Consider the following 20,609-nt stretch of genomic DNA (forward strand, 5'->3'; position numbering starts at 1 on the left):
CTGCCCCAGATCACCAGCCAAACATACGAAGCGGTCGGGATGCCGGCCGAGGAATCGCACCAAGGAGCAACCAGTGGCGAAGGCCAAGTTCGAGCGGACCAAGCCGCACGTGAACATCGGCACCATCGGTCACATCGACCACGGTAAGACGACGCTTACCGCGGCGATTACCAAGGTGCTCCACGACAAGTACCCCGACCTCAACCCCTTCACGCCGTTCGAGGACATCGACAAGGCGCCGGAGGAGCGCGAGCGCGGTATCACGATCTCCATCGCGCACGTGGAGTACCAGACCGAGGCCCGGCACTACGCGCACGTCGACTGCCCCGGTCACGCCGACTACATCAAGAACATGATCACCGGTGCCGCGCAGATGGACGGCGCGATCCTGGTGGTCGCCGCCACCGACGGCCCGATGCCGCAGACCAAGGAGCACGTGCTCCTGGCCCGCCAGGTCGGTGTCCCCTACATCGTCGTCGCGCTGAACAAGTGCGACATGGTCGACGACGAGGAGATCCTGGAGCTGGTCGAGCTCGAGGTCCGCGAGCTGCTGACCGAGTACGAGTTCCCGGGCGACGACGTCCCGGTCGTCCGCGTCTCCGCCTTCCAGGCGCTGCAGGGCGACGAGAAGTGGGGCGAGTCGATCGTCGAGCTGATGAACGCGGTCGACGAGAACGTGCCCGAGCCGGTGCGCGACACCGAGAAGCCGTTCCTGATGCCGATCGAGGACGTCTTCTCGATCACCGGCCGCGGCACCGTGGTGACCGGCCGGATCGAGCGCGGCGTGGTCAACGTCAACGAGACCGTCGACATCATCGGGATCCAGGAGAAGTCGACCTCGACCACCGTCACCGGTGTCGAGATGTTCCGCAAGCTGCTCGACCAGGGCCAGGCCGGTGACAACGTCGGCCTGCTGCTGCGCGGCATCAAGCGCGAGGACGTCGAGCGCGGCCAGTGTGTCATCAAGCCGGGCACCAACACCCCGCACACCGAGTTCGAGGCGCAGGTCTACATCCTGTCCAAGGACGAGGGCGGCCGGCACACGCCGTTCTTCAACAACTACCGCCCGCAGTTCTACTTCCGGACCACCGACGTGACCGGTGTGGTGAACCTCCCTGAGGGCACCGAGATGGTCATGCCGGGCGACAACACCGAGATGCGCGTTGAGCTGATCCAGCCCATCGCCATGGAGGAGGGCCTGAAGTTCGCCATCCGCGAGGGTGGCCGGACCGTGGGCGCGGGTCGCGTCACCAAGATCCTCAAGTAGCACTCCGTCGATGCGGCGGCCTGGCCGCACAACGGCCGGGCCGCCGCATCACGAAAGCAGAAACCCAGCGGCACTACCAGCAAAGGACACCGAGGCCACCATGGCGGGACAGAAGATCCGCATCCGGCTCAAGGCCTACGACCACGAGGTCATCGACACCTCCGCGAAGAAGATCGTTGAGACGGTGACGCGGACGGGCGCCAAGGTCGCGGGCCCGGTGCCGCTGCCGACCGAGAAGAACGTGTACTGCGTCATCCGCTCGCCGCACAAGTACAAGGACTCGCGCGAGCACTTCGAGATGCGCACGCACAAGCGGCTGATCGACATCATCGATCCCACGCCCAAGACGGTCGACTCGCTGATGCGGCTCGACCTTCCGGCCGGCGTTGACATCGAGATCAAGCTCTAAGGGACGCTACCGAGATGAGTACGCAGAGGAAGGGCGTCCTGGGCGAGAAGCTCGGCATGACCCAGGTCTTCGACGATGAGGGCCGGATCGTTCCGGTGACCGTCGTCCAGGCCGGGCCGTGTGTCGTCACCCAGCTCCGCACCCAGGAGAAGGACGGCTACACCGCCGTCCAGATCGGGTACGGGCAGATCGACCCGCGCAAGGTGAACAAGCCGCGCACGGGTCACTTCGAGAAGGCCGGCGTCACGCCGCGCCGCTACCTCGTCGAACTGCGGGCCGACGACACCACCGGGTACGAACTCGGCCAGGAGATCACCGTTGAGGTCTTCGAGTCCGGCCAGAAGATCGACGTGACCGGCACGAGCAAGGGCAAGGGCACCGCGGGCGTCATGAAGCGCCACGGTTTCCGCGGCCTGGGCGCCTCCCACGGCACCCAGCGCAAGCACCGCTCGCCGGGCTCGATCGGCGGCTGCGCGACCCCCGGTCGCGTCTTCAAGGGCCTCCGCATGGCGGGGCGGCACGGCAACGCCCGCACCACCGTGCAGAACCTGACCGTCCACGCCATCGACACCGAGAAGAACCTGCTGCTGATCAAGGGCGCGGTTCCCGGTCCGAACGGCGGCGTGGTGCTGGTCCGCGACGCTGTGAAGGGAGCGGGCAAGTGAGCAAGGTTGACATCGACCTGCCTGCCGAGATCTTCGACGCCAAGACCAGCGTGCCGCTGATCCACCAGGTCGTGGTGGCGCAGCTGGCCGCGGCGCGGCAGGGTACGCACGCCACCAAGACCCGCGGCGAGGTCCGCGGCGGTGGCAAGAAGCCGTACCGGCAGAAGGGCACCGGCCGGGCCCGGCAGGGCTCGACCCGCGCGCCGCAGTTCGCCGGCGGTGGCACGGTGCACGGCCCGCAGCCGCGGGACTACACGCAGAAGACGCCCAAGAAGATGAAGGCCGCCGCACTGCGCGGCGCCCTGTCCGACCGCGCCCGGTACGGCCGGGTGCACGTCGTGGACAACCTCCTCGAGGGCGACACCCCGAAGACGAAGACGGCGCTGAAGGCGCTGCGCACTGTGCTTACCGAAGCGCACGGAGCGGGCACCGAGGCCAAGCGCGTCCTGCTGGTCCTGGACCGCGAGGACGAGCTGACCTGGAAGAGCCTGCGCAACGAGCCCAGCGTGCACGTCATCGTCTCCGACCAGCTCAACACCTACGACGTGCTGATCAACGACGATGTCGTCTTCACGCAGGCGGCCTACGACGAGTTCATCGCGCGTGCGAGCAAGAAGAAGGAGGCGGCGAAGTGAACAAGATCGCCGACCCCCGTGACGTCATCATCGCGCCGGTGGTCTCGGAGAAGAGCTACGGGCTGCTGGACGAGAACAAGTACACCTTCCTCGTCCGCCCCGACGCGAACAAGACGCAGATCAAGCAGGCCGTCGAGGAGGTGTTCAACGTCAAGGTGACGAGCGTGAACACCCTCAACCGGCCCGGCAAGCGGAAGCGGACCCGGTTCGGCTACGGCAAGCGCAAGGACACCAAGCGCGCCATCGTCAGCCTGGCCGAGGGCGAGCGGATCGACATCTTCGGCGGTCCGGCCTGACGGCCGGACGAGTCCGAAGATAAGAAAAGGATGAACGAAAAAGATGGGCATCCGTAACTACAAGCCGACGACCCCGGGTCGTCGCGGCTCCAGCGTGGCCGACTTCGTCGAGGTCACCCGCCGCGAGCCCGAGAAGTCGCTGCTGCGTCCGCTCCCCAAGAAGGGCGGCCGCAACAACCACGGCCGCATCACCACCCGGCACCAGGGCGGGGGGCACAAGCGCGCGTACCGGCTGATCGACTTCCGCCGGCACGACAAGGACGGCGTCCCGGCCAAGGTCGCGCACATCGAGTACGACCCCAACCGCACCGCCCGGATCGCGCTGCTGCACTACGTGGACGGCGAGAAGCGCTACATCCTCGCCCCGCGCGGGCTCAAGCAGGGCGACCGGGTCGAGAACGGGCCGGGCTCGGACATCAAGCCGGGCAACTGCCTGCCGCTGCGCAACATCCCGACCGGTACGGTCGTGCACGCCATCGAGCTGCGGCCCGGCGGCGGCGCCAAGATCGCGCGCAGCGCGGGCGCCGGCGTCCAGCTGCTGGCCAAGGAGGGCAAGTACGCCACGCTGCGCATGCCCTCGGGCGAGATGCGGATGGTGGACGTGCGGTGCCGCGCCACGGTCGGTGAGGTCGGCAACGCCGAGCAGTCCAACATCAGTTGGGGCAAGGCCGGCCGGATGCGCTGGAAGGGCAAGCGCCCCACCGTCCGCGGTGTGGCGATGAACCCGATCGACCACCCGCACGGTGGTGGTGAGGGGAAGACCTCCGGCGGCCGGCACCCGGTGAACCCCAACGGTAAGAAGGAAGGCCGCACTCGCCAGGCCAACAAGTCGAGCGACCGGCTGATCGTCCGTCGTCGCAGCAAGAAGAAGCGGTAGGAGTCGCTCGTCATGCCACGTAGCCTCAAGAAGGGCCCCTTCGTGGACGACCACCTGATGAAGAAGGTGGACGCCCAGAACGAGAAGGGCACCAAGAACGTCATCAAGACGTGGTCGCGGCGCTCCATGATCGTGCCGGAGATGATCGGTCACACGATCGCCGTGCACGACGGCCGCAAGCACGTGCCGGTGTTCATCACCGACGCCATGGTGGGTCACAAGCTCGGCGAGTTCTCGCCGACCCGCACCTTCCGCAGCCACGTCAAGGAAGACCGCCGTAGCCGCCGAGGCTGAGCGGCCGCAGGGATCGTAGGAGAGAGGGAACAGCGATGGAAGCCAGGGCCCAGGCGCGGTTCATCCGCGTCACGCCCAGGAAGGCCCGCCGCGTGGTGGACCTCATCCGCGGCCTGCCGGCCGCGGAGGCTCAGGCGGTGCTGCGGTTCGCCCCCCAGGCTGCTAGCGAGCCTGTGGGCAAGGTGCTGGCGAGTGCCATCGCCAACGCCGAGCACAACTTCAAGCTCGACACTGACACGCTCGTCGTCAGCAAGGCGTACGTGGACGAGGGGCCGACGCTGAAGCGCTTCCGCCCCCGCGCACAGGGCCGGGCGTACCGCATCAACAAGCGCACCAGCCACATCACGGTGATCGTGGAGTCGCGGGACGAGGCTTCGGCGTCCAGTGGTGGCGGCAAGAAGCAGAGGAGGGCCCGGTAGTGGGTCAGAAGATCAACCCGCACGGGTTCCGGCTCGGCATCACCACCGACCACAAGAGCGTGTGGTTCGCCGACAAGCTCTACAAGGACTACGTCAAGGAAGACGTCCAGATCCGGCGCATGCTGCAGAAGGGCATGGACCGGGCGGGCATCTCCAAGGTGGAGATCGAGCGGACCCGTGACCGTGTCGAGGTCAACATCCACACCGCCCGGCCGGGCATCGTCATCGGCCGTCGCGGCGCGGAGGCCGAGCGGCTCCGCGGCGACCTGGAGAAGCTGACCGGCAAGCAGGTGCGGCTGAACATCCTCGAGGTGAAGAACCCCGAGATCGACGCCCAGCTGGTCGCGCAGGGCGTGGCCGAGCAGCTGTCCAGCCGGGTGGCGTTCCGCCGTGCGATGCGCAAGGCGATCCAGTCGGCGATGAAGTCCGGTGCCAAGGGCATCAAGGTCCAGTGCGGCGGGCGCCTGGGCGGGGCGGAGATGTCCCGTTCGGAGTTCTACCGCGAGGGCCAGGTCCCGCTGCACACGCTGCGCGCCGACATCGACTACGGGTTCTACGAGGCCCGTACGACCTTCGGCCGCATCGGCGTCAAGGTGTGGATCTACAAGGGCGAGGCCGCGGCGACCCGCGCCGAGCGCGAGCAGCAGGCCGCGCAGCAGCGCGCCGCCGGCGGTGGCGGCGGCCGTGAGCGCCGCGGCGGCGAGCGTCGTGGCGGCGGTCGCGGTGGTCGTGGCGGCCGCCGCGGTGGCGGTGGCCGCGGCGGCGAGCGCGGCGGCGACCGCGGCGAGCGCGCGCCCAAGCAGCAGCAGAGTTCAGAGCAGCAGGCCCAGGCGACCGAGGCTGCTGCGAGTGGTGAGGGGAGCTGAAGTAGCCGATGCTGATCCCTCGTAAGGTCAAGCACCGTAAGCAGCACCACCCGAAGCGCCGGGGCATGGCCAAGGGCGGCACCAGGGTGACGTTCGGCGAGTACGGCATCCAGGCCGTCGAGGGCGCGTACGTGACCAACCGGCAGATCGAGGCCGCGCGTATCGCGATGACCCGTCACATCAAGCGTGGCGGCAAGGTCTGGATCAACATCTTCCCGGACCGTCCGCTGACCAAGAAGCCCGCCGAGACCCGGATGGGTTCCGGCAAGGGCTCGGTCGAGTGGTGGGTGGCCAACGTGAAGCCGGGCCGCGTGATGTTCGAGATCTCCTACCCGAACGAGCAGATCGCTCGGGAGGCGCTCACCCGCGCGATCCACAAGCTCCCGATGAAGTGCAAGATTGTTAAGCGAGAGTTGGGTGAGTCCTGATGGCCAAGGGTCTTACCGCCGACGATCTGCGGACCGAGCCCGAGGACGTCCTGGTCACCAAGCTGAAGGAGGCGAAGGAGGAGCTGTTCAACCTTCGCTTCCAGGCCGCGACCGGCCAGCTGGAGAGCCACGGGCGGCTGCGTACCGTGAAGCGCGAGATCGCTCGCATCTACACCGTGATGCGGGAGCGCGAGCTCGGCATCGTCACGGTCGCCGAGGAGACGGAAGCCGCGTCCGCGGAGGGCAACGATGACTGAGCAGCAGACCGAGCAGCGGAACACCCGCAAGATCCTTGAGGGTCTGGTGGTGAGCGACAAGATGGACAAGACCGTGGTCGTGTCCGTCGAGGACCGCATCACCCACCGGCGCTACCACAAGGTGATCCGCCGCACGACCAAGTACAAGGCGCACGACGAGGCCAACGAGTGTGGCGTCGGCGACCGCGTCCGTCTCATGGAGACCCGCCCGCTGTCGGCGACCAAGCGCTGGCGCGTGGTGGAGATCCTCGAGAAGGCCAAGTAGGCCTGTAAGGCCCGCGGCGCCCAGCGTCGCAATCGACCGTACTGGTTCCACCAGGCTCTGCCGGAGGCAGAGAACCGGTGTGACGAACAGGAGTCAACGTGATCCAGCAGGAGTCGCGACTCAAAGTCGCCGACAACACGGGTGCGAAGGAGATCCTTTGCATCCGGGTTCTCGGCGGCTCGGGTCGGCGCTACGCGGGAGTCGGCGACATCATCGTCGCGACGGTGAAGGACGCCCTTCCCGGCGCGGGCGTGAAGAAGGGCGACGTCGTCAAGGCGGTTATCGTGCGCACCCGCAAGGAGCGCCGGCGCCCGGACGGCTCCTACATCCGCTTCGACGAGAACGCGGCCGTCCTCATCCGGGACGGCGGCGACCCCCGCGGCACCCGCATCTTCGGCCCGGTGGGCCGTGAGCTGCGCGAGAAGAGGTTCATGAAGATCATCTCGCTCGCTCCGGAGGTGCTGTAATGAAGATCAGGAAGGGCGACGAGGTCGTCGTCATCGCCGGCAAGGACAAGGGCGCGACGGGCAAGGTGCTGCGCACCGACCCGCGCCGCGAGCGCGTCGTCGTCGAGGGCGTCAACCTCATCACCAAGAACATCAAGGCCGACCAGCAGCGTGCGGGCAAGGAGAGCGGCCGGGTGACGGTCGAGGCGCCGCTGCACGTGAGCAACGTCGCGATCGTCGAGGACGGGAAGCCGGTCCGGATCGGATACCGCATCAACGAGGACGGGACCAAGGTCCGGATCTCGCGGCGCAGCGGTAAGGAGATCTGAGATGACCGACACCGTTTCCGAGCGCACCGTTCCGGTGCCGCGGCTCAAGACCCGCTACCGCGAGGAGATCGCGGGCGCGATGCGCGAGCAGTTCGGCTACGCCAATGTCATGCAGATCCCCGGGCTGACCAAGATCGTGGTCAACATGGGGGTCGGCGAGGCCGCCAGGGACGCCAAGGTGATCGAGGGCGCGATCCGCGACCTGTCGGCGATCACCGGCCAGAAGCCGGCGGTGAACCGGGCCCGCAAGTCCATCGCGCAGTTCAAGCTGCGCGAGGGCATGCCGATCGGCGCGCACGTCACGCTGCGCGGCGACCGGATGTGGGAGTTCCTGGACCGGCTGCTGGCCACCGCGCTGCCGCGGATCCGCGACTTCCGCGGGCTGTCGCCCAAGCAGTTCGACGGCAACGGCAACTACACCTTCGGGCTGACCGAGCAGGTCATGTTCCACGAGGTGGACCCGGACAAGATCGACCGCACCCGGGGCATGGACATCACGGTGGTCACCACCGCGAAGACCGACGACGAGGGCCGGGCGCTCCTGAAGCTCCTCGGCTTCCCCTTCAAGGAGAGCTGACCAGAATGGCGAAGAAGTCGCTGATCGCCAAGGCGGCCCGCAAGCCCAAGTTCGGTGTGCGCGCGTACACTCGTTGCTCGCGCTGCGGGCGTCCGCGCTCGGTCTACCGGAAGTTCGGCCTGTGCCGGGTCTGCTTCCGGGAGATGGCCCACCGCGGCGAGCTGCCAGGGATCACCAAGTCCAGCTGGTGACGGCCCGCGTGCCGTCGCCCAGCGAGTAATAACCACCCGGGCGCCTGAGCAAGGCGTCCACGACCGCGCCAAAGGTCCACGGGGACGTACCCGAGGAAACCGTGGCGAGGGAGGGCCTGAAGCCCATGACGATGACCGATCCGATCGCAGACATGCTGACGCGTCTGCGCAACGCGAACTCGGCGTACCACGACTCGGTGTCGATGCCGTACTCGAAGATCAAGGCGCACATCTCCGAGATCCTCCAGCAGGAGGGTTACATCTCGGGCTGGAGCGTGGAGGACGCCGAGGTCGGCAAGAAGCTCGTGATCGAGCTGAAGTTCGGCCCGACCCGGGAGCGTTCGATCGCCGGTATCAAGCGCGTGTCGAAGCCGGGTCTGCGGGTGTACGCCAAGAAGGACAACCTGCCTCGGGTCCTGGGCGGACTGGGCGTCGCGATCATCTCGACGTCGTCCGGCCTCATGACCGATCGGCAGGCCGGCAAGCGTGGCGTGGGCGGGGAAGTCCTCGCCTACGTCTGGTGAGGGGAGGGCACTAGAAATGTCACGTATCGGACGTCTCCCCATCACCGTGCCCAGCGGTGTCGAGGTGAAGATCGACGGCCGGAAGGTCACCGTCAAGGGGCCCAAGGGCGAGCTGAACCACACCGTCGCCGAGCCCATCGAGGTGTCGCAGGACTCGGGCACGGTCACCGTGACCCGGCCGGACGACATCAACGTCAACCGCGCGCTGCACGGGCTCACCCGCACGCTGATCAACAACATGGTGGTCGGCGTCACCGACGGTTACAAGAAGACCCTGGTCATCCAGGGCGTCGGCTACCGCGTGGTGGCCAAGGGCAAGAACCTGGAGTTCTCGCTCGGCTACAGCCACCCGATCACGGTTGAGCCGCCGGAGGGGATCACCTTCACGGTGGAGCGGCCGACCCAGCTGATCGTCGAGGGCATCGACAAGCAGAAGGTCGGCGAGGTCGCCGCCAACATCCGCAAGCTGCGCAAGCCCGACCCCTACAAGGGCAAGGGCGTGCGCTACGAGGGCGAGCAGATCCGGCGCAAGGTTGGAAAGGCTGGTAAGTAGTCATGGCAGGCACCAAGACCCTGGCCGGTAAGGCCACGTCGGCGCGGGCCAAGTCCCGCAAGCGCCGGCACCTGCGGGTCCGCAAGAAGGTCGTGGGCACCGCCGCGCGGCCGCGCCTGGTCGTGACGCGTTCCAGCCGGCACATGTTCGTCCAGGTGATCGACGACACCGCGGGCCACACGCTGGCGTACGCCTCGACCATGGAGGCCGACCTGCGCGCCGACGCCGGCGACAAGACGGCCAAGTCCCGCAAGGTCGGCGAGCTGGTGGCGGCCCGGGCCAAGGAGGCCGGGGTGAGCGCCGTGGTGTTCGACCGCGGCGGCAACAAGTACCACGGCCGCGTGGCCGCCGTCGCCGACGGCGCGCGCGAAGGGGGCCTGGAACTGTGATGGCCCCGACATTCGTCAACGAGAAGAGGAACCACTGATGGCAGCGCAGAGGCGTGGTGGCGGTCAGGGTGGCGACCGTCGCGACGGCCGCCGCGACGACCGTCGTGGTGGCGCCGACAAGGGCCAGTCCTACATCGAGAAGGTCGTGGCGATCAACCGGGTCGCCAAGGTCGTCAAGGGCGGTCGCCGCTTCAGCTTCACCGCCCTGGTGATCGTCGGTGACGGCAACGGCACCGTCGGCGTCGGCTACGGCAAGGCCAAGGAGGTGCCCGCGGCGATCGCCAAGGGCGTCGAGGAGGCCAAGAAGCACTTCTTCAAGGTGCCGCGGATCCAGGGCACCATCCCGCACCTGGTGCAGGCGCGGGACGCGGCGGGCGAGGTCCTGCTGCGCCCGGCCAGCCCCGGTACCGGCGTCATCGCCGGTGGCCCGGTGCGCGCGGTACTGGAGTGCGCGGGCATCCACGACGTGCTGAGCAAGTCGCTGGGCAGCGACAACGCGATCAACATCGTGCACGCGACGATCGCGGGGCTGAAGGCGCTCAAGCGGCCCGAGGAGATCGCGGCCAAGCGCGGCCTGCCGATCGAGGACGTGGCGCCGGCCGCCATGCTGCGGGCGCGCGCCGCCGGCAGCGAGCCGCGGGCGGAGGTGGCCTCCTGATGGCCAAGCTCAAGATCACGCAGACCAAGTCCGTGATCAGCGAGAAGCAGAACCAGCGTGACACGCTGCGCACGCTCGGGCTGAAGAAGATCGGCCAGAGCGTGGTGCGGGACGACCGTCCCGAGGTGCGCGGCATGATCCGGACGGTGAACCACCTGATCACCGTCGAGGAGGTCGACTGACATGGCGGCTGATCTGAGCAAGGCGGAGTCCGCGGAGGGCACCCCGCTGAAGCTGCACGATCTGCGTCCCGCCCCCGGGGCCAACCGCGCCAAGACCCGCAAGGGCCGCGGCGAGGCGTCCAAGGGCAAGACCGCGGGCCGCGGCACCAAGGGCACCAAGGCCCGCGGCACGGTGCCGGTCGGGTTCGAGGGCGGCCAGATGCCCCTGATCCGCCGGGTTCCCAAGCTCAAGGGCTTCAAGAACCCGAACCGGGTCGAGTTCCAGGTGGTGAACCTGGACAAGCTCGCCGAGCTGTACCCGGAGGGCGGCGAGGTGACGGCGGCGGACCTGGCGGCCCGCGGCGCGGTTCGCCGCGGCCGTCCGGTGAAGGTGCTCGGCAGCGGTGAGATCTCGGTGGCGGTGCAGGTGAAGGTGCACGCCTTCTCCGGTTCCGCCAAGGAGAAGATCGCCGCGGCCGGCGGCTCGGCCGAAGAGCTGTAAGCGAAGTAGGACACCCGTTGATGCCGGGGACGCGCCCGCCGTACGCCGGGGACCGCAGGGTCCCGGCGCCGCGCCGCGCGGCCCCGGCATCATCTGCTGTTAGAGTCACAGCGGCGGCGGTGCCCCGTCCCGGGGGCCGCCTTGCCATCCAAGGACCCGAAATCCGCCTCTCGGCGGCCAAGGATTCGCCAGTCGCGCAGGAGGAATGGTGCTGACCGCGTTCGCTCGGGCTTTCCGTACACCGGACCTGCGGAAAAAAATCCTGTTCACGCTGTTCATCATCCTGATCTTCCGGATCGGCTCGGTACTGCCGTCCCCAGGCGTGAACACCGAGGTCCTGCGCAAGACCGCGGAGGCGGCGCGGAACAGCAACCAGCTGTACGGGCTGGTCGACCTGTTCAGCGGCGGTGCGCTGCTGAAGCTGTCGGTGTTCGCGCTGGGCATCATGCCCTACATCACCGCCAGCATCATCTTGCAGCTGCTCACGGTGGTGATCCCGCGGTTGGAGGCCCTCAAGAAGGAGGGCCAGGCCGGCACCACCAAGATCACGCAGTACACCCGGTACCTGACCATCGGGCTGGCGATCCTGCAGGCCACCGGCATCGTGGCGATGGCCAGCACGGGCCAGCTGTTCCAGGGCGTGGCCGGCGGCCAGGACGTGCTCTACAACAACGACATCTTCACGATCATCACGATCGTGGTCTGCATGACGGCCGGCACCTCGGTGATCATGTGGCTGGGCGAGCTGATCACCGATCGCGGTGTCGGCAACGGGATGTCCATCCTGATCTTCACCCAGGTGGTCGCGGTGTTCCCCGGCCAGTTCTGGAACATCTACAAGTCCAAGGGCGGCTTCGTCTTCGCCATCGTGATCCTCGTCGGTCTGGCGATCATGGCCGGTGTGGTGTTCGTCGAGCAGGCGCAGCGGCGGATCCCCGTCCAGTACGCCAAGCGGATGGTGGGCCGCCGGATGTACGGCGGGACCTCCACCTACATTCCGCTGAAGGTCAACCAGGCCGGCATCATCCCGGTGATCTTCGCCTCGTCGCTGCTCTACCTGCCCGTGCTGGCGACCCAGCTGTGGCCCGAGACGAACTGGCTGCAGAAGATGCAGCCGTACCTGGCCCAGGACAACCCCTGGCACATGGGCGTCTTCTTCGCCTTCATCGTCTTCTTCACGTACTTCTATGTGGCCATTACCTTCAACCCCACTGAAGTCGCCGACAACATGAAGAAGTATGGTGGATTCATCCCAGGTATCCGTCCGGGCCGGCCGACCGCCGAGTACCTCGACTTCGTGCTCACCAGGATCACCACCCCTGGCGCGCTCTACCTGGGAATCGTCGCCCTGATCCCGATGGTCGCGTTCGCGCTCATCGGCGCGAGCCAGGACTTCGCGTTCGGGGGGACGAGCATCCTCATCGTCGTCGGCGTCGGACTGGATACCGTGAAGCAGATCGAGAGTCAGCTCCAGCAGCGCAACTACGAGGGCTTCCTCCGGTAGTGCGTATCGTCCTGGTGGGCCCCCCGGGTGCGGGCAAGGGGACGCAGGCCCAGTTCATCGCAACGCATCTGTCCATCCCGAAGATCTCGACAGGTGACATCTTCCGCGCCAACGTCAGCGGCGGCACCGAGTTGGGCCGGCAGGCCAAGAAGTACATGGACCGCGGCGACCTGGTGCCCGACGAGGTCACCATCGCCATGGTCCGCGACCGGCTGGCCGAGGACGACGCCCGCGACGGCTTCCTGCTGGACGGCTTCCCGCGGAACGTCCCGCAGGCCGAGACGCTGAAGAAGATCCTCGCCGAGTGGGACGCCCGCCTGGACATCGTGCTGGAGCTCTTCGTCGACGAGGAAGAGGTGGTCCGGCGGCTGTCGGGCCGCCGCACCTGCGAGAGCTGCGGGCGGATCTGGCACGTCGACTTCGACGACAAGCAGGACGACATCTGCGACGAGTGCGGCGGGCACCTGTTCCAGCGTGACGACGACAAGGAAGAGGTCGTCCGGCACCGCCTGGAGGTCTACCAGGAACAGACCGCCCCCCTCGTGCAGTTCTATGAGGATGAGGGCATTCTCGTCCGGATCGACGCGACCGGGCCGGTCGAGGAGGTCACCCAGCGCGCGCTCGGTGCGCTGCGTCCGCAGGACCGGTGACCCCCGCCGTTCGCGGCCGCGTCCGGGGGCCCATTCCGGGCGGGGCGAGCGGTCGAGGGGACCAGGGGTAGTGATGTTCAAACGGCGCAGGCCGGCGATCCAGGTGAAGACCGCCGAGCAGGTGGAGTCGATGCGTGCGGCCGGGCTGCTGGTCGGCCGCACGCTGGAACTGCTGCGGGAGGCGGTCAAGCCCGGGATCACCACGATGGACCTGGACGTGCTCGCCGAGCAGCACATCCGCGACAACGGCGGCGTCCCGTCGTTCAAGGGCTACCACGGGTTCCCGGCGACGATCTGCGCCTCGGTGAACGAGGAGATCGTGCACGGCATCCCCAGCGCCTCGAAGACGCTGCGGGACGGCGACGTCATCTCCATCGACTGCGGCGCGATCGTGGACGGCTGGCACGGCGACGCGGCCGTCACCGTCCCGGTGGGCGAGGTGGCGCCGAAGCTGACCCGGCTGCTGGAGGTCACCGAGACGTCCCTGTGGCACGGTCTGGCGGCAGGGGTCGCCGGGGCCAGGCTCACGGACATCTCGCACGCGATCGAGTCCTACGTGCGCTCTCAGGGCCGCTACGGCATCGTCGAGGGGTACGGGGGCCACGGCATCGGCACGCGGATGCACATGGACCCGCTGATCCCCAACCACGGGGCGCCCGGGCACGGGCCCGTCCTGGAGGTCGGGATGTGCTTCGCGGTCGAGCCGATGGTGAACCTCGGCACCAAGAACACCCGCGAACTCGACGACGGCTGGACGGTGATCACCACCGACGGCCACCAGTCGGCCCACTTCGAACACACATTCGCCGTGACAGAAGACGGCCCCCGTGTTCTCACGGCTCTTGACGAGGGGGTTGAACGGTTGGGCCCACTTCGAAGCAGCACCTGATGGCCGTGACGGAAGACGGCCCCCGTGTTCTCACGGCTCTTGACGAGGGGGTTGAACGGTTGGGCCCACTTCGAAGCAGCACCTGATGGCCGTGACGGAAGACGGCCCCCGTGTCCTCACGGCTCTTGACGAAGGCCGGGAGTGGTTGCCCAAGCTGGAAGGTAGCAACTCCTCCTGATTTCTGCGAAGGGGCGGCATGACGCCTAACCCTGACATTCGGGCCTCGGACGCCGATCGCGACCGGGTGGCCACGACCCTGCGCGAACACTGCGCCCAGGGCCGGATCACGATGGACGAGCTGCACGAACGGCTGGAGGCGGCGTACGCCGCCAAGACTCTCGGGCAGCTCCAGGAGATCACCTCCGATCTGCCGGAGGAGGATCTGTACGAGCTTCCCGTCCCGGCGGCGCAGCGGACCCCCCAGGGGCAGGTGCCGGCGCGGCGGGAGGCGCCCGGCATGGACCTCTACCGCACCGGAATCGGCGCGATGTGGGGCACGTGGGCGCTGGTCAGCGGGATCAACGTCGCGGTCTGGATGATCATCGCGGTGCTGGGCGACCTGGTGTACCCCTGGTGGCTGTGGGTGGCGGGCCCGTGGGGTGCCGTGCTGCTGGCGGTCACCCTGTTCGGCTCCCGGCGCCGCGACTGACTATTCGACGTCCATGAGCGGGCGGTAGTTGCCGGTCGGGACGAAGTGCGTCGTCGCGTCGCCCGCGTCGCTGATCAGATGCACCGCGAAGCCGGCGGGCTCGCCGGTGACCGCGGCCCGTCCGGGCCGGGTGAGGTCCAGGTAGAGCTGCCGGTACGTGCTGGGGCAGGTGGTGCTCACCCGGCCGGCCAGCATGCCGACCGAGCCGCGGTGCACATGGCCGCTGATCACCCGCACCACCTGGCCGTGCCGTCCGATGATCTCGGCGAAGCCCTCCGGTTCGAGGAACCGCATGTCGTCGACGAAGCGGATCCCGATCGGGTAGGGCGGGTGGTGGGTGGCGACGATCGTGGGCGTGTCGGTCGCCGCGGCCAGGGTGGCGTCGAGCCAGGCCAGCCGGTCGGCGTCCATCGCCCCGTACGGCGAGCCCGGGACGGTGGTGTCGCAGCACACCAGCCGGGTCCCGGCCACGTCGACCGCGTACTGCAGGGGCGTCTGGGGGGCGGCGCCGGCGATGGCCGGGTGGTCGGCGAACGCGGCGCGCATCGCGTCCCGGTCGTCGTGGTTGCCGGGCATCGGGTGGACGGCCATGGGGAGGGGCGACAGCAGCGCGTGCAGCCGGGCGTACTCGGCGGGCAGCCCGGTGTCGGCGAGGTCGCCGGTGAGCACGACGGCGTCCGGGCGCGCCGGCAGCGACAGCAGGCTGGACACCGCGGCGCGTAAGGAACGGACGGGGCCGGAATCGTCGTCCACGGCGCCGCCGCGGCCGGCGGCGATGTGGACGTCGCTGAGCTGAGCGATGATCGCCATTGGTCCCTCCCCCTCCATCATGCACATCGCGCTTTCCGGGACGGAGAGGCGCGGCCGCGGGCCCGTGCGCGGCCGGAGCGGCGGGCGGCCGCCCCGCCGCCCGAGGCCGATTCGATCTTCGCCGTCCCTGGCCGCGCTGTCGATTCGGGGCTTTCGAGGGCAAGATCAACCTATTGTCCGGGACGTCCCGGACGCTCCGGGACACGCTGAGACGCGCCGCGTCCCGCCCGGGCGCGCCGCATTCGCCGGGAGGGTCAGGCCACGTGCTGGATGACCGCCGACAGCGCGGTGGTGACGTCCTCGGCGGCCGGCGCCACGTCCGGGACGACGTCGCGCAGCGCCAGCCAGCCGTTGATCGCCTGCGTGGTGGGACGGGCCTCGCGCAGCTGCGGATCCTCGTGGTCGTACCAGGCGGCCACCTTCGACCAGCGCCACAGCCGGTGGCCGGCCGACGACATCTCCGAGGACGGGAAGCCGCCGGGGCCGCGCGCGCCGGTGATCGCCAGCCGTACCGAGTCGACCGAGCGGCGCACCCGCTCGGCGATGTCCCGGATGGTCAGCAGCGGGTCGGCCTCGACCCGCTGGACCCGCAGCCCGGGCGCGCTGGCCTCCATGTGCTCCACCAGCTCCATGATCGCCGCGGCCAGCGTGGTCCCCTGCCAGGTGCAGGAGGCGTTGCCGGGACGTTCGGCGTGCTGCGGCTCGGTGATGATCGAGACCGTGACGTAGCCATGGGTCCGGTCGAACAGGTCGTCAAGCTCCTCCTCGTAGAGGGGACGACTCAGGATCAGCGCGAAGTCGTAGCTCGGCATGCCGATCCTCCCTGGGCGTCCTTCCTTCCGGAAAGGTACAACGCGCGGGCGCTGTATGCTTGTGCCGGGAGCGGTGTCCGGTGGCCGATCGTGCGACAATTTCACATTCGGTGGCCGGGTGACGTAGACTCCTATGCCGGTCCGCTGTCGGCCGCCTCGGATTCCTGCCCGGACGCTCGTCCCGGCACGGTCGCGGCCGGATTCCCCTGGCGTTCTTCACTTGTGGAGTGCTGTCGTGGGACGTCGCGGGCCGGGTCCAACAGCCGATCAGTGAAGCGCGGAGGACATGCCCAAGAAGGAAGGCGCCATCGAGATCGAGGGCACCGTCATCGAGTCCCTCCCTAACGCCATGTTCCGAGTAGAGCTGGACAACGGGCACAAGGTGCTCGCCCACATCAGCGGCAAGATGCGGATGCACTACATCCGGATCCTGCCGGACGACCGCGTCGTCGTGGAGCTGAGCCCCTACGACCTCTCGCGCGGTCGGATCGTCTACCGCTACAAGTGACCACAGAGTAACCCACTGGGGTTGCCTTCCTCGTGCGTGGCGGCGCGAGGGTGACCCTGAAAACTAGGAGACCCAGTGAAGGTCAAGCCGAGCGTCAAGAAGATCTGCAACAAGTGCCGCGTCATCCGCCGGCACGGCCGGGTCATGGTGATCTGCTCCGACCCGCGCCACAAGCAGCGTCAGGGCTGACGCCCAACTGAATCCAGACGCGCATCGCGATCCTTCACACCAGGCCGTACGGCCGGTCGCGGGCCCGCCGGGCCCATGATCGGGTCGTGCGGCGGCGGCGTGTGAAGGGGAACCCTCGGACGGAGGCCGAGGCCGCCACCCGGGCAGGGTGTTCGCGGGGGCGATGCGCACATACCTCCGCCAAATGAAGGGAACTGCCCGAGATGGCACGCCTGCTCGGCGTCGACCTCCCGCGCGAAAAGCGCGTGGAGATCGCTCTCACCTACATCTTCGGCATCGGCCGTACCCGGGCCCTGGAGACGCTGGCCAACACCGGTGTCAACCCGGACCTGCGGGTGCACCAGCTCGGCGACGACGAGCTGGTCAAGCTGCGCGACTGGATCGAGGCGAACTACAAGACCGAGGGCGACCTGCGCCGCGAGGTCCAGGCCGACATCCGGCGCAAGATCGAGATCGGTTGCTACCAGGGCATCCGGCACCGCCGGGGCCTGCCGGTCCACGGCCAGCGCACGCAGACCAACGCGCGCACCCGCAAGGGCAAGAAGAAGACGGTGGCCGGCAAGAAGAAGGCCGGCAAGAAGTAGCAGTCCGTGCGGCGGGCACCGTCCCGCCCCGGATCGATGACCTCAGGAGTAGAGAGAGCAGATGCCTCCCAAGAGCCGTGTCGGCGCCAAGAAGGTGCGCCGCAAGGAGAAGAAGAACGTCGCTCACGGGCACGCCCACATCAAGAGCACGTTCAACAACACGATCGTTTCGATCACCGACCCCAACGGGAACGTGATCTCCTGGGCCTCCTCCGGCCACGTGGGCTTCAAGGGCTCGCGCAAGTCCACCCCGTACGCCGCCCAGCAGGCCGCCGAGTCGGCGGCCCGCCGTGCCATGGAGCACGGCATGCGCAAGGTCGACGTGTTCGTCAAGGGGCCGGGCTCGGGCCGTGAGACCGCCATCCGGTCGCTGCAGGCGACCGGCCTGGAGGTCGGCTCGATCCAGGACGTCACACCCGTTCCGCACAACGGCTGCCGCCCGCCGAAGCGCCGGAGGGTCTGACCGTCATGACCATTCTGGAATTTGCGCAGGGCGGTACCGCCCGACGCAGTGTCAGCCAGAACCGTCGCCGGGTCTGAGGCAGGGGAGAACTAGAACAATGGCTCGTTACACCGGCGCCGACTGCAAGCTGTGCCGTCGCGAGAAGATGAAGCTGTTCCTCAAGGGCAGCAAGTGCGAGGGGCCCAAGTGCCCCATCGAGATCCGGCCCTACCCGCCGGGTGAGCACGGCCGCGGTCGCCCCAAGGAGACCGAGTACCTGCTCCAGTTGCGCGAGAAGCAGAAGGCCAAGCGCATCTACGGCGTTCTGGAGCGGCAGTTCAGCAACTACTACGTCGAGGCCAACCGCCAGGGCGGCAAGACGGGTGAGAACCTGCTCTCGCTGCTGGAGCGGCGGCTCGACAACGTGGTCTACCGCGCGGGCTTCGCCAAGTCCCGCGACATGGCCCGCCAGCTGATCCGGCACGGCCACCTCCGGGTCAACGGCAAGAAGGTCAACATCCCGTCCTTCCTGGTCGGCGAGACCGACATCGTCGATGTCAAGACCAAGTCCCAGGAGATGACGCCGTTCCAGGTCGCCAAGGCCGAGGCGGGCGACCGCCAGGTCCCGGCGTGGCTGGGCGTCGACGCGGACCGGATGCGGATCTTCGTCCACTCGCTGCCGGTCCGGCAGCAGATCGACGCTCCCGTCCAGGAGCAGCTGATCGTCGAGCTCTACTCCAAGTAAGGGCTCAACGCCGTTCCCCATGGGGTTCCCGGCCCGCGGCAACGCGGGCCGGGGCCCCGGCGGGAACGGGACGTACCATGGAACACGCGGTAGTCAAATAGCGGGCACCGCGGAAAGAAGGCAACCATGCTCATCGCTCAGCGTCCCACCCTCACCGAGGAGCAGGTCGACGAGTACCGGTCGCGGTTCACCATCGAGCCGCTGGAGCCGGGCTTCGGCTACACGATCGGCAACTCGCTCCGCCGCACGCTCCTGTCCTCGATCCCCGGCGCGGCCGTCACCAGCATCCGGATCGAGGGCGTGCTGCACGAGTTCTCCACCGTCCCCGGGGTCAAGGAGGATGTCACCGACATCATCCTGAACCTCAAGGAGCTGGTGGTCTCCTCCGAGCACGACGAGCCCGTGGTGATGTACCTGCGCAAGCAGGGCCCCGGCGAGGTGACCGCGGCCGACATCGCGCCGCCCGCCGGAGTCGAGGTGCACAACCCCGACCTGCACATCGCCACCCTCAACAACAAGGCCAAGCTGGAGATGGAGCTGACGGTCGAGCGCGGCCGCGGCTACGTCTCGGCCGCGCAGAACAAGCAGCCGGGCCAGGAGATCGGCCGGATCCCGATCGACTCCATCTACTCGCCCGTGCTCAAGGTCACCTACAAGGTCGAGGCCACCCGAGTCGAGCAGCGCACCGACTTCGACCGCCTCATCCTGGACGTGGAGACCAAGCAGGCGATGCTGCCGCGCGACGCGGTGGCCTCCGCCGGCAAGACCCTCGTCGAGCTGTTCGGGCTGGCCCGGGAGCTCAACGTCGAGGCCGAGGGCATCGACATGGGCCCGTCCCCGACGGACGCCGCGCTGGCCGCGGACCTGGCGCTGCCCATCGAGGAGCTCAACCTCACGGTGCGCTCCTACAACTGCCTCAAGCGCGAGGGCATCCACTCGGTGGGCGAGCTGGTCGCCCGCAGCGAGCAGGACCTGCTCGACATCCGCAACTTCGGCGCCAAGTCGATCGAGGAAGTCAAGCAGAAGCTCAACGACATGGGCCTGTCGCTGAAGGACTCCCCGCCCGGGTTCGACCCGAGCGCGGCGGCCGACAACTACGGCGACGACGACACCAGCTACGCCGAGACCGAGCAGTACTGAGACATCTCATCCCAGGTTCCGGGGCCGCCCGGCTCCGGAACCTGGATTTCAGCTGACGCCGGTACCTGATACGGCCGGCGCAGGAAGGAACGACCATGCCTCAGCCCACCAAGGGCGCCCGTCTGGGCGGCAGCGCCGCGCACCAGCGGCTCATCCTGGCCAACCTGGCCACGGCGCTGTTCGAGCACGGCCGCGTGACCACCACCGAGGCCAAGGCCCGGCGGGTGCGCCCGCTGGCGGAGAAGCTGATCACCAAGGCCAAGAAGGGCGATCTGCACAACCGCCGCCAGGTGGCCCAGGTGATCCGCGACAAGGCCGTCGTGCACGGGCTCTTCACCGAGATCGCGCCGAGCTTCGAGAACCGTCCCGGCGGCTACACCCGCATCACCAAGCTCGGGCCGCGCAAGGGCGACAACGCCCCGATGGCCGTGATCGAGCTGGTGCAGGAGCAGGTGGCCGCCTCCTCGGGCACCGCCGCCACCGCGGCCCCGGCCGAGCCCGCCGCCCCGGCGGAGGAGGACGAGGTCACGCTCGCCAAGGGCGAGGACGAGGCCCCGGCCGACACCGAGGCCAAGGACGACGCCAAGGACGACGAGGGCGAGGCCACCGAGTCCAAGTGAGGCCTGGCGGGGCGCCACCACCAGGGTGCCCGCCCCGACATGCGCTCGGGCCCGCCGTC

General features: G+C 68.3%; 35 protein-coding genes. 33 read left to right on the top strand and 2 right to left on the bottom strand.

Annotated features, from left to right (window positions below):
• Positions 1–73 precede the first annotated feature (73 nt).
• The 26 genes from tuf to ABD340_RS39935 all read left to right on the top strand — a co-directional run bounded on the left by tuf (position 74) and on the right by ABD340_RS39935 (position 14,700).
• Positions 74–1,267: an elongation factor Tu gene (gene tuf / locus ABD340_RS39810; protein WP_344596369.1), complete on the top strand. Its 1,194-nt coding sequence runs from the start codon at positions 74–76 to the stop codon at positions 1,265–1,267.
• A gap of 100 nt (positions 1,268–1,367) precedes the next feature.
• A complete protein-coding gene (rpsJ, locus tag ABD340_RS39815; RefSeq protein ID WP_018657599.1) occupies positions 1,368–1,676 on the top strand; it encodes a 30S ribosomal protein S10 in 309 nt (102 codons plus the stop codon).
• A 14-nt stretch (positions 1,677–1,690) separates the two neighbouring features.
• Positions 1,691–2,341 carry a 50S ribosomal protein L3 gene (gene rplC / locus ABD340_RS39820; RefSeq protein WP_344596371.1) on the top strand — a complete coding sequence of 217 codons (651 nt, stop codon included), beginning with the start codon at positions 1,691–1,693 and terminating at the stop codon, positions 2,339–2,341.
• Positions 2,338–2,976, top strand: coding sequence for a 50S ribosomal protein L4 (gene rplD, locus ABD340_RS39825; RefSeq protein ID WP_344596372.1), 639 nt, complete (start codon positions 2,338–2,340; stop codon positions 2,974–2,976). The genes rplC and rplD overlap by 4 nt, the downstream gene beginning before the upstream one ends.
• Positions 2,973–3,272, top strand: a complete 300-nt coding sequence (rplW, locus tag ABD340_RS39830) for a 50S ribosomal protein L23 (protein ID WP_344596374.1) — start codon at positions 2,973–2,975, stop codon at positions 3,270–3,272. Before rplD ends, rplW begins: the two co-directional genes overlap by 4 nt.
• 43 nt (positions 3,273–3,315) lie before the next feature.
• A complete protein-coding gene (gene rplB, locus ABD340_RS39835; protein WP_344596375.1) occupies positions 3,316–4,149 on the top strand; it encodes a 50S ribosomal protein L2 in 834 nt (277 codons plus the stop codon).
• Between the two features lie 12 nt (positions 4,150–4,161).
• Entirely contained in the window at positions 4,162–4,443 is a 282-nt protein-coding gene (gene rpsS / locus ABD340_RS39840) for a 30S ribosomal protein S19 (protein ID WP_344596377.1), read from the top strand.
• Between the two features lie 35 nt (positions 4,444–4,478).
• Entirely contained in the window at positions 4,479–4,862 is a 384-nt protein-coding gene (rplV, locus tag ABD340_RS39845) for a 50S ribosomal protein L22 (protein WP_344596378.1), read from the top strand.
• Positions 4,862–5,728, top strand: a complete 867-nt coding sequence (gene rpsC / locus ABD340_RS39850) for a 30S ribosomal protein S3 (protein ID WP_344596379.1) — start codon at positions 4,862–4,864, stop codon at positions 5,726–5,728. Before rplV ends, rpsC begins: the two co-directional genes overlap by 1 nt.
• A gap of 8 nt (positions 5,729–5,736) precedes the next feature.
• Positions 5,737–6,156, top strand: coding sequence for a 50S ribosomal protein L16 (gene rplP, locus ABD340_RS39855; RefSeq protein ID WP_344596381.1), 420 nt, complete (start codon positions 5,737–5,739; stop codon positions 6,154–6,156).
• Entirely contained in the window at positions 6,156–6,413 is a 258-nt protein-coding gene (rpmC, locus tag ABD340_RS39860; RefSeq protein ID WP_344596382.1) for a 50S ribosomal protein L29, read from the top strand. The genes rplP and rpmC overlap by 1 nt, the downstream gene beginning before the upstream one ends.
• A complete protein-coding gene (rpsQ, locus tag ABD340_RS39865) occupies positions 6,406–6,678 on the top strand; it encodes a 30S ribosomal protein S17 (protein ID WP_344596384.1) in 273 nt (90 codons plus the stop codon). Before rpmC ends, rpsQ begins: the two co-directional genes overlap by 8 nt.
• Before the next feature lie 98 nt (positions 6,679–6,776).
• Positions 6,777–7,145 (top strand): 50S ribosomal protein L14, encoded by a 369-nt coding sequence (gene rplN, locus ABD340_RS39870; RefSeq protein WP_344596386.1) that lies wholly within the window; start codon positions 6,777–6,779, stop codon positions 7,143–7,145.
• Positions 7,145–7,453, top strand: coding sequence for a 50S ribosomal protein L24 (gene rplX / locus ABD340_RS39875; protein ID WP_344596388.1), 309 nt, complete (start codon positions 7,145–7,147; stop codon positions 7,451–7,453). The genes rplN and rplX overlap by 1 nt, the downstream gene beginning before the upstream one ends.
• 1 nt (position 7,454) lies before the next feature.
• A complete protein-coding gene (rplE, locus tag ABD340_RS39880; protein ID WP_344596390.1) occupies positions 7,455–8,030 on the top strand; it encodes a 50S ribosomal protein L5 in 576 nt (191 codons plus the stop codon).
• 5 nt (positions 8,031–8,035) lie between these two features.
• On the top strand, positions 8,036–8,221 hold the full coding sequence (locus tag ABD340_RS39885) for a type Z 30S ribosomal protein S14 (protein ID WP_018657585.1): 186 nt from the start codon (positions 8,036–8,038) through the stop codon (positions 8,219–8,221).
• A 125-nt stretch (positions 8,222–8,346) separates the two neighbouring features.
• Positions 8,347–8,745: a 30S ribosomal protein S8 gene (gene rpsH, locus ABD340_RS39890; protein ID WP_344596391.1), complete on the top strand. Its 399-nt coding sequence runs from the start codon at positions 8,347–8,349 to the stop codon at positions 8,743–8,745.
• A gap of 16 nt (positions 8,746–8,761) precedes the next feature.
• Entirely contained in the window at positions 8,762–9,298 is a 537-nt protein-coding gene (gene rplF, locus ABD340_RS39895; protein ID WP_344596393.1) for a 50S ribosomal protein L6, read from the top strand.
• A 2-nt stretch (positions 9,299–9,300) separates the two neighbouring features.
• Positions 9,301–9,687 (top strand): 50S ribosomal protein L18, encoded by a 387-nt coding sequence (rplR, locus tag ABD340_RS39900; RefSeq protein ID WP_344596395.1) that lies wholly within the window; start codon positions 9,301–9,303, stop codon positions 9,685–9,687.
• A 37-nt stretch (positions 9,688–9,724) separates the two neighbouring features.
• Positions 9,725–10,345, top strand: coding sequence for a 30S ribosomal protein S5 (rpsE, locus tag ABD340_RS39905; RefSeq protein WP_425547514.1), 621 nt, complete (start codon positions 9,725–9,727; stop codon positions 10,343–10,345).
• A complete protein-coding gene (gene rpmD / locus ABD340_RS39910) occupies positions 10,345–10,527 on the top strand; it encodes a 50S ribosomal protein L30 (RefSeq protein WP_344596397.1) in 183 nt (60 codons plus the stop codon). The genes rpsE and rpmD overlap by 1 nt, the downstream gene beginning before the upstream one ends.
• Before the next feature lies 1 nt (position 10,528).
• Complete coding sequence (gene rplO, locus ABD340_RS39915) at positions 10,529–11,008, top strand: 50S ribosomal protein L15 (protein ID WP_344596399.1); 480 nt, start codon at positions 10,529–10,531, stop codon at positions 11,006–11,008.
• 208 nt (positions 11,009–11,216) lie between these two features.
• Complete coding sequence (gene secY, locus ABD340_RS39920) at positions 11,217–12,512, top strand: preprotein translocase subunit SecY (RefSeq protein WP_344596785.1); 1,296 nt, start codon at positions 11,217–11,219, stop codon at positions 12,510–12,512.
• Positions 12,512–13,162: an adenylate kinase gene (locus tag ABD340_RS39925; RefSeq protein ID WP_344596400.1), complete on the top strand. Its 651-nt coding sequence runs from the start codon at positions 12,512–12,514 to the stop codon at positions 13,160–13,162. The genes secY and ABD340_RS39925 overlap by 1 nt, the downstream gene beginning before the upstream one ends.
• A gap of 73 nt (positions 13,163–13,235) precedes the next feature.
• Positions 13,236–14,051, top strand: coding sequence for a type I methionyl aminopeptidase (gene map / locus ABD340_RS39930; RefSeq protein WP_344596401.1), 816 nt, complete (start codon positions 13,236–13,238; stop codon positions 14,049–14,051).
• Positions 14,052–14,247: 196 nt separating this feature from the next.
• On the top strand, positions 14,248–14,700 hold the full coding sequence (locus tag ABD340_RS39935) for a DUF1707 SHOCT-like domain-containing protein (protein ID WP_344596403.1): 453 nt from the start codon (positions 14,248–14,250) through the stop codon (positions 14,698–14,700).
• Here ABD340_RS39935 and ABD340_RS39940 read toward each other — a convergent pair whose 3' ends face one another.
• Together ABD340_RS39940 and ABD340_RS39945 are read right to left on the bottom strand one after the other, a co-directional pair.
• Positions 14,701–15,510, bottom strand: a complete 810-nt coding sequence (locus ABD340_RS39940; RefSeq protein ID WP_344596404.1) for a phosphodiesterase — start codon at positions 15,508–15,510, stop codon at positions 14,701–14,703.
• 254 nt (positions 15,511–15,764) lie between these two features.
• A complete protein-coding gene (locus ABD340_RS39945) occupies positions 15,765–16,322 on the bottom strand; it encodes a hypothetical protein (RefSeq protein WP_344596405.1) in 558 nt (185 codons plus the stop codon).
• Positions 16,323–16,608: 286 nt separating this feature from the next.
• Between ABD340_RS39945 and infA the strand changes: the two genes are divergently transcribed.
• From infA to rplQ, 7 genes are all read left to right on the top strand, one after another.
• The gene (gene infA, locus ABD340_RS39950) at positions 16,609–16,830 is read left to right on the top strand and encodes a translation initiation factor IF-1 (RefSeq protein ID WP_197009446.1); all 222 of its coding nucleotides are present in this window, start codon (positions 16,609–16,611) and stop codon (positions 16,828–16,830) included.
• Positions 16,831–16,905: 75 nt separating this feature from the next.
• Positions 16,906–17,019, top strand: coding sequence for a 50S ribosomal protein L36 (rpmJ, locus tag ABD340_RS39955; protein ID WP_021596712.1), 114 nt, complete (start codon positions 16,906–16,908; stop codon positions 17,017–17,019).
• A 203-nt stretch (positions 17,020–17,222) separates the two neighbouring features.
• On the top strand, positions 17,223–17,603 hold the full coding sequence (gene rpsM / locus ABD340_RS39960; protein WP_344596407.1) for a 30S ribosomal protein S13: 381 nt from the start codon (positions 17,223–17,225) through the stop codon (positions 17,601–17,603).
• 61 nt (positions 17,604–17,664) lie between these two features.
• A complete protein-coding gene (rpsK, locus tag ABD340_RS39965) occupies positions 17,665–18,066 on the top strand; it encodes a 30S ribosomal protein S11 (RefSeq protein ID WP_344596409.1) in 402 nt (133 codons plus the stop codon).
• 97 nt (positions 18,067–18,163) lie between these two features.
• Positions 18,164–18,790: a 30S ribosomal protein S4 gene (rpsD, locus tag ABD340_RS39970; RefSeq protein WP_344596411.1), complete on the top strand. Its 627-nt coding sequence runs from the start codon at positions 18,164–18,166 to the stop codon at positions 18,788–18,790.
• Positions 18,791–18,916: 126 nt separating this feature from the next.
• Entirely contained in the window at positions 18,917–19,930 is a 1,014-nt protein-coding gene (locus tag ABD340_RS39975; protein WP_131944806.1) for a DNA-directed RNA polymerase subunit alpha, read from the top strand.
• A gap of 95 nt (positions 19,931–20,025) precedes the next feature.
• Positions 20,026–20,550: a 50S ribosomal protein L17 gene (rplQ, locus tag ABD340_RS39980; protein ID WP_344596413.1), complete on the top strand. Its 525-nt coding sequence runs from the start codon at positions 20,026–20,028 to the stop codon at positions 20,548–20,550.
• The last annotated feature ends 59 nt before the right edge of the window (positions 20,551–20,609 follow it).

The organism is Actinomadura vinacea, from assembly GCF_039532545.1.
Classification (GTDB): domain Bacteria; phylum Actinomycetota; class Actinomycetes; order Streptosporangiales; family Streptosporangiaceae; genus Spirillospora; species Spirillospora vinacea.

What these genes read in the sequence shown, in the direction of transcription:
- rpsJ (WP_018657599.1), top strand. Translation starts at nt 1,368, where the DNA reads ATGGCGGGACAGAAGATCCGCATCCGGCTCAAGGCCTACGACCACGAG.
- rplC (WP_344596371.1), top strand. Translation starts at nt 1,691, where the DNA reads ATGAGTACGCAGAGGAAGGGCGTCCTGGGCGAGAAGCTCGGCATGACC.
- rplB (WP_344596375.1), top strand. Translation starts at nt 3,316, where the DNA reads ATGGGCATCCGTAACTACAAGCCGACGACCCCGGGTCGTCGCGGCTCC.
- rpsS (WP_344596377.1), top strand. Translation starts at nt 4,162, where the DNA reads ATGCCACGTAGCCTCAAGAAGGGCCCCTTCGTGGACGACCACCTGATG.
- rplV (WP_344596378.1), top strand. Translation starts at nt 4,479, where the DNA reads ATGGAAGCCAGGGCCCAGGCGCGGTTCATCCGCGTCACGCCCAGGAAG.
- rplP (WP_344596381.1), top strand. Translation starts at nt 5,737, where the DNA reads ATGCTGATCCCTCGTAAGGTCAAGCACCGTAAGCAGCACCACCCGAAG.
- rpmC (WP_344596382.1), top strand. Translation starts at nt 6,156, where the DNA reads ATGGCCAAGGGTCTTACCGCCGACGATCTGCGGACCGAGCCCGAGGAC.
- rpsQ (WP_344596384.1), top strand. Translation starts at nt 6,406, where the DNA reads ATGACTGAGCAGCAGACCGAGCAGCGGAACACCCGCAAGATCCTTGAG.
- rplX (WP_344596388.1), top strand. Translation starts at nt 7,145, where the DNA reads ATGAAGATCAGGAAGGGCGACGAGGTCGTCGTCATCGCCGGCAAGGAC.
- rplE (WP_344596390.1), top strand. Translation starts at nt 7,455, where the DNA reads ATGACCGACACCGTTTCCGAGCGCACCGTTCCGGTGCCGCGGCTCAAG.
- ABD340_RS39885 (WP_018657585.1), top strand. Translation starts at nt 8,036, where the DNA reads ATGGCGAAGAAGTCGCTGATCGCCAAGGCGGCCCGCAAGCCCAAGTTC.
- rpsH (WP_344596391.1), top strand. Translation starts at nt 8,347, where the DNA reads ATGACGATGACCGATCCGATCGCAGACATGCTGACGCGTCTGCGCAAC.
- rplF (WP_344596393.1), top strand. Translation starts at nt 8,762, where the DNA reads ATGTCACGTATCGGACGTCTCCCCATCACCGTGCCCAGCGGTGTCGAG.
- rplR (WP_344596395.1), top strand. Translation starts at nt 9,301, where the DNA reads ATGGCAGGCACCAAGACCCTGGCCGGTAAGGCCACGTCGGCGCGGGCC.
- rpsE (WP_425547514.1), top strand. Translation starts at nt 9,725, where the DNA reads ATGGCAGCGCAGAGGCGTGGTGGCGGTCAGGGTGGCGACCGTCGCGAC.
- rpmD (WP_344596397.1), top strand. Translation starts at nt 10,345, where the DNA reads ATGGCCAAGCTCAAGATCACGCAGACCAAGTCCGTGATCAGCGAGAAG.
- rplO (WP_344596399.1), top strand. Translation starts at nt 10,529, where the DNA reads ATGGCGGCTGATCTGAGCAAGGCGGAGTCCGCGGAGGGCACCCCGCTG.
- map (WP_344596401.1), top strand. Translation starts at nt 13,236, where the DNA reads ATGTTCAAACGGCGCAGGCCGGCGATCCAGGTGAAGACCGCCGAGCAG.
- ABD340_RS39935 (WP_344596403.1), top strand. Translation starts at nt 14,248, where the DNA reads ATGACGCCTAACCCTGACATTCGGGCCTCGGACGCCGATCGCGACCGG.
- ABD340_RS39940 (WP_344596404.1), bottom strand. Translation starts at nt 15,510, where the DNA reads ATGGCGATCATCGCTCAGCTCAGCGACGTCCACATCGCCGCCGGCCGC.
- ABD340_RS39945 (WP_344596405.1), bottom strand. Translation starts at nt 16,322, where the DNA reads ATGCCGAGCTACGACTTCGCGCTGATCCTGAGTCGTCCCCTCTACGAG.
- infA (WP_197009446.1), top strand. Translation starts at nt 16,609, where the DNA reads ATGCCCAAGAAGGAAGGCGCCATCGAGATCGAGGGCACCGTCATCGAG.
- rpsM (WP_344596407.1), top strand. Translation starts at nt 17,223, where the DNA reads ATGGCACGCCTGCTCGGCGTCGACCTCCCGCGCGAAAAGCGCGTGGAG.
- rpsK (WP_344596409.1), top strand. Translation starts at nt 17,665, where the DNA reads ATGCCTCCCAAGAGCCGTGTCGGCGCCAAGAAGGTGCGCCGCAAGGAG.
- rpsD (WP_344596411.1), top strand. Translation starts at nt 18,164, where the DNA reads ATGGCTCGTTACACCGGCGCCGACTGCAAGCTGTGCCGTCGCGAGAAG.
- ABD340_RS39975 (WP_131944806.1), top strand. Translation starts at nt 18,917, where the DNA reads ATGCTCATCGCTCAGCGTCCCACCCTCACCGAGGAGCAGGTCGACGAG.
- rplQ (WP_344596413.1), top strand. Translation starts at nt 20,026, where the DNA reads ATGCCTCAGCCCACCAAGGGCGCCCGTCTGGGCGGCAGCGCCGCGCAC.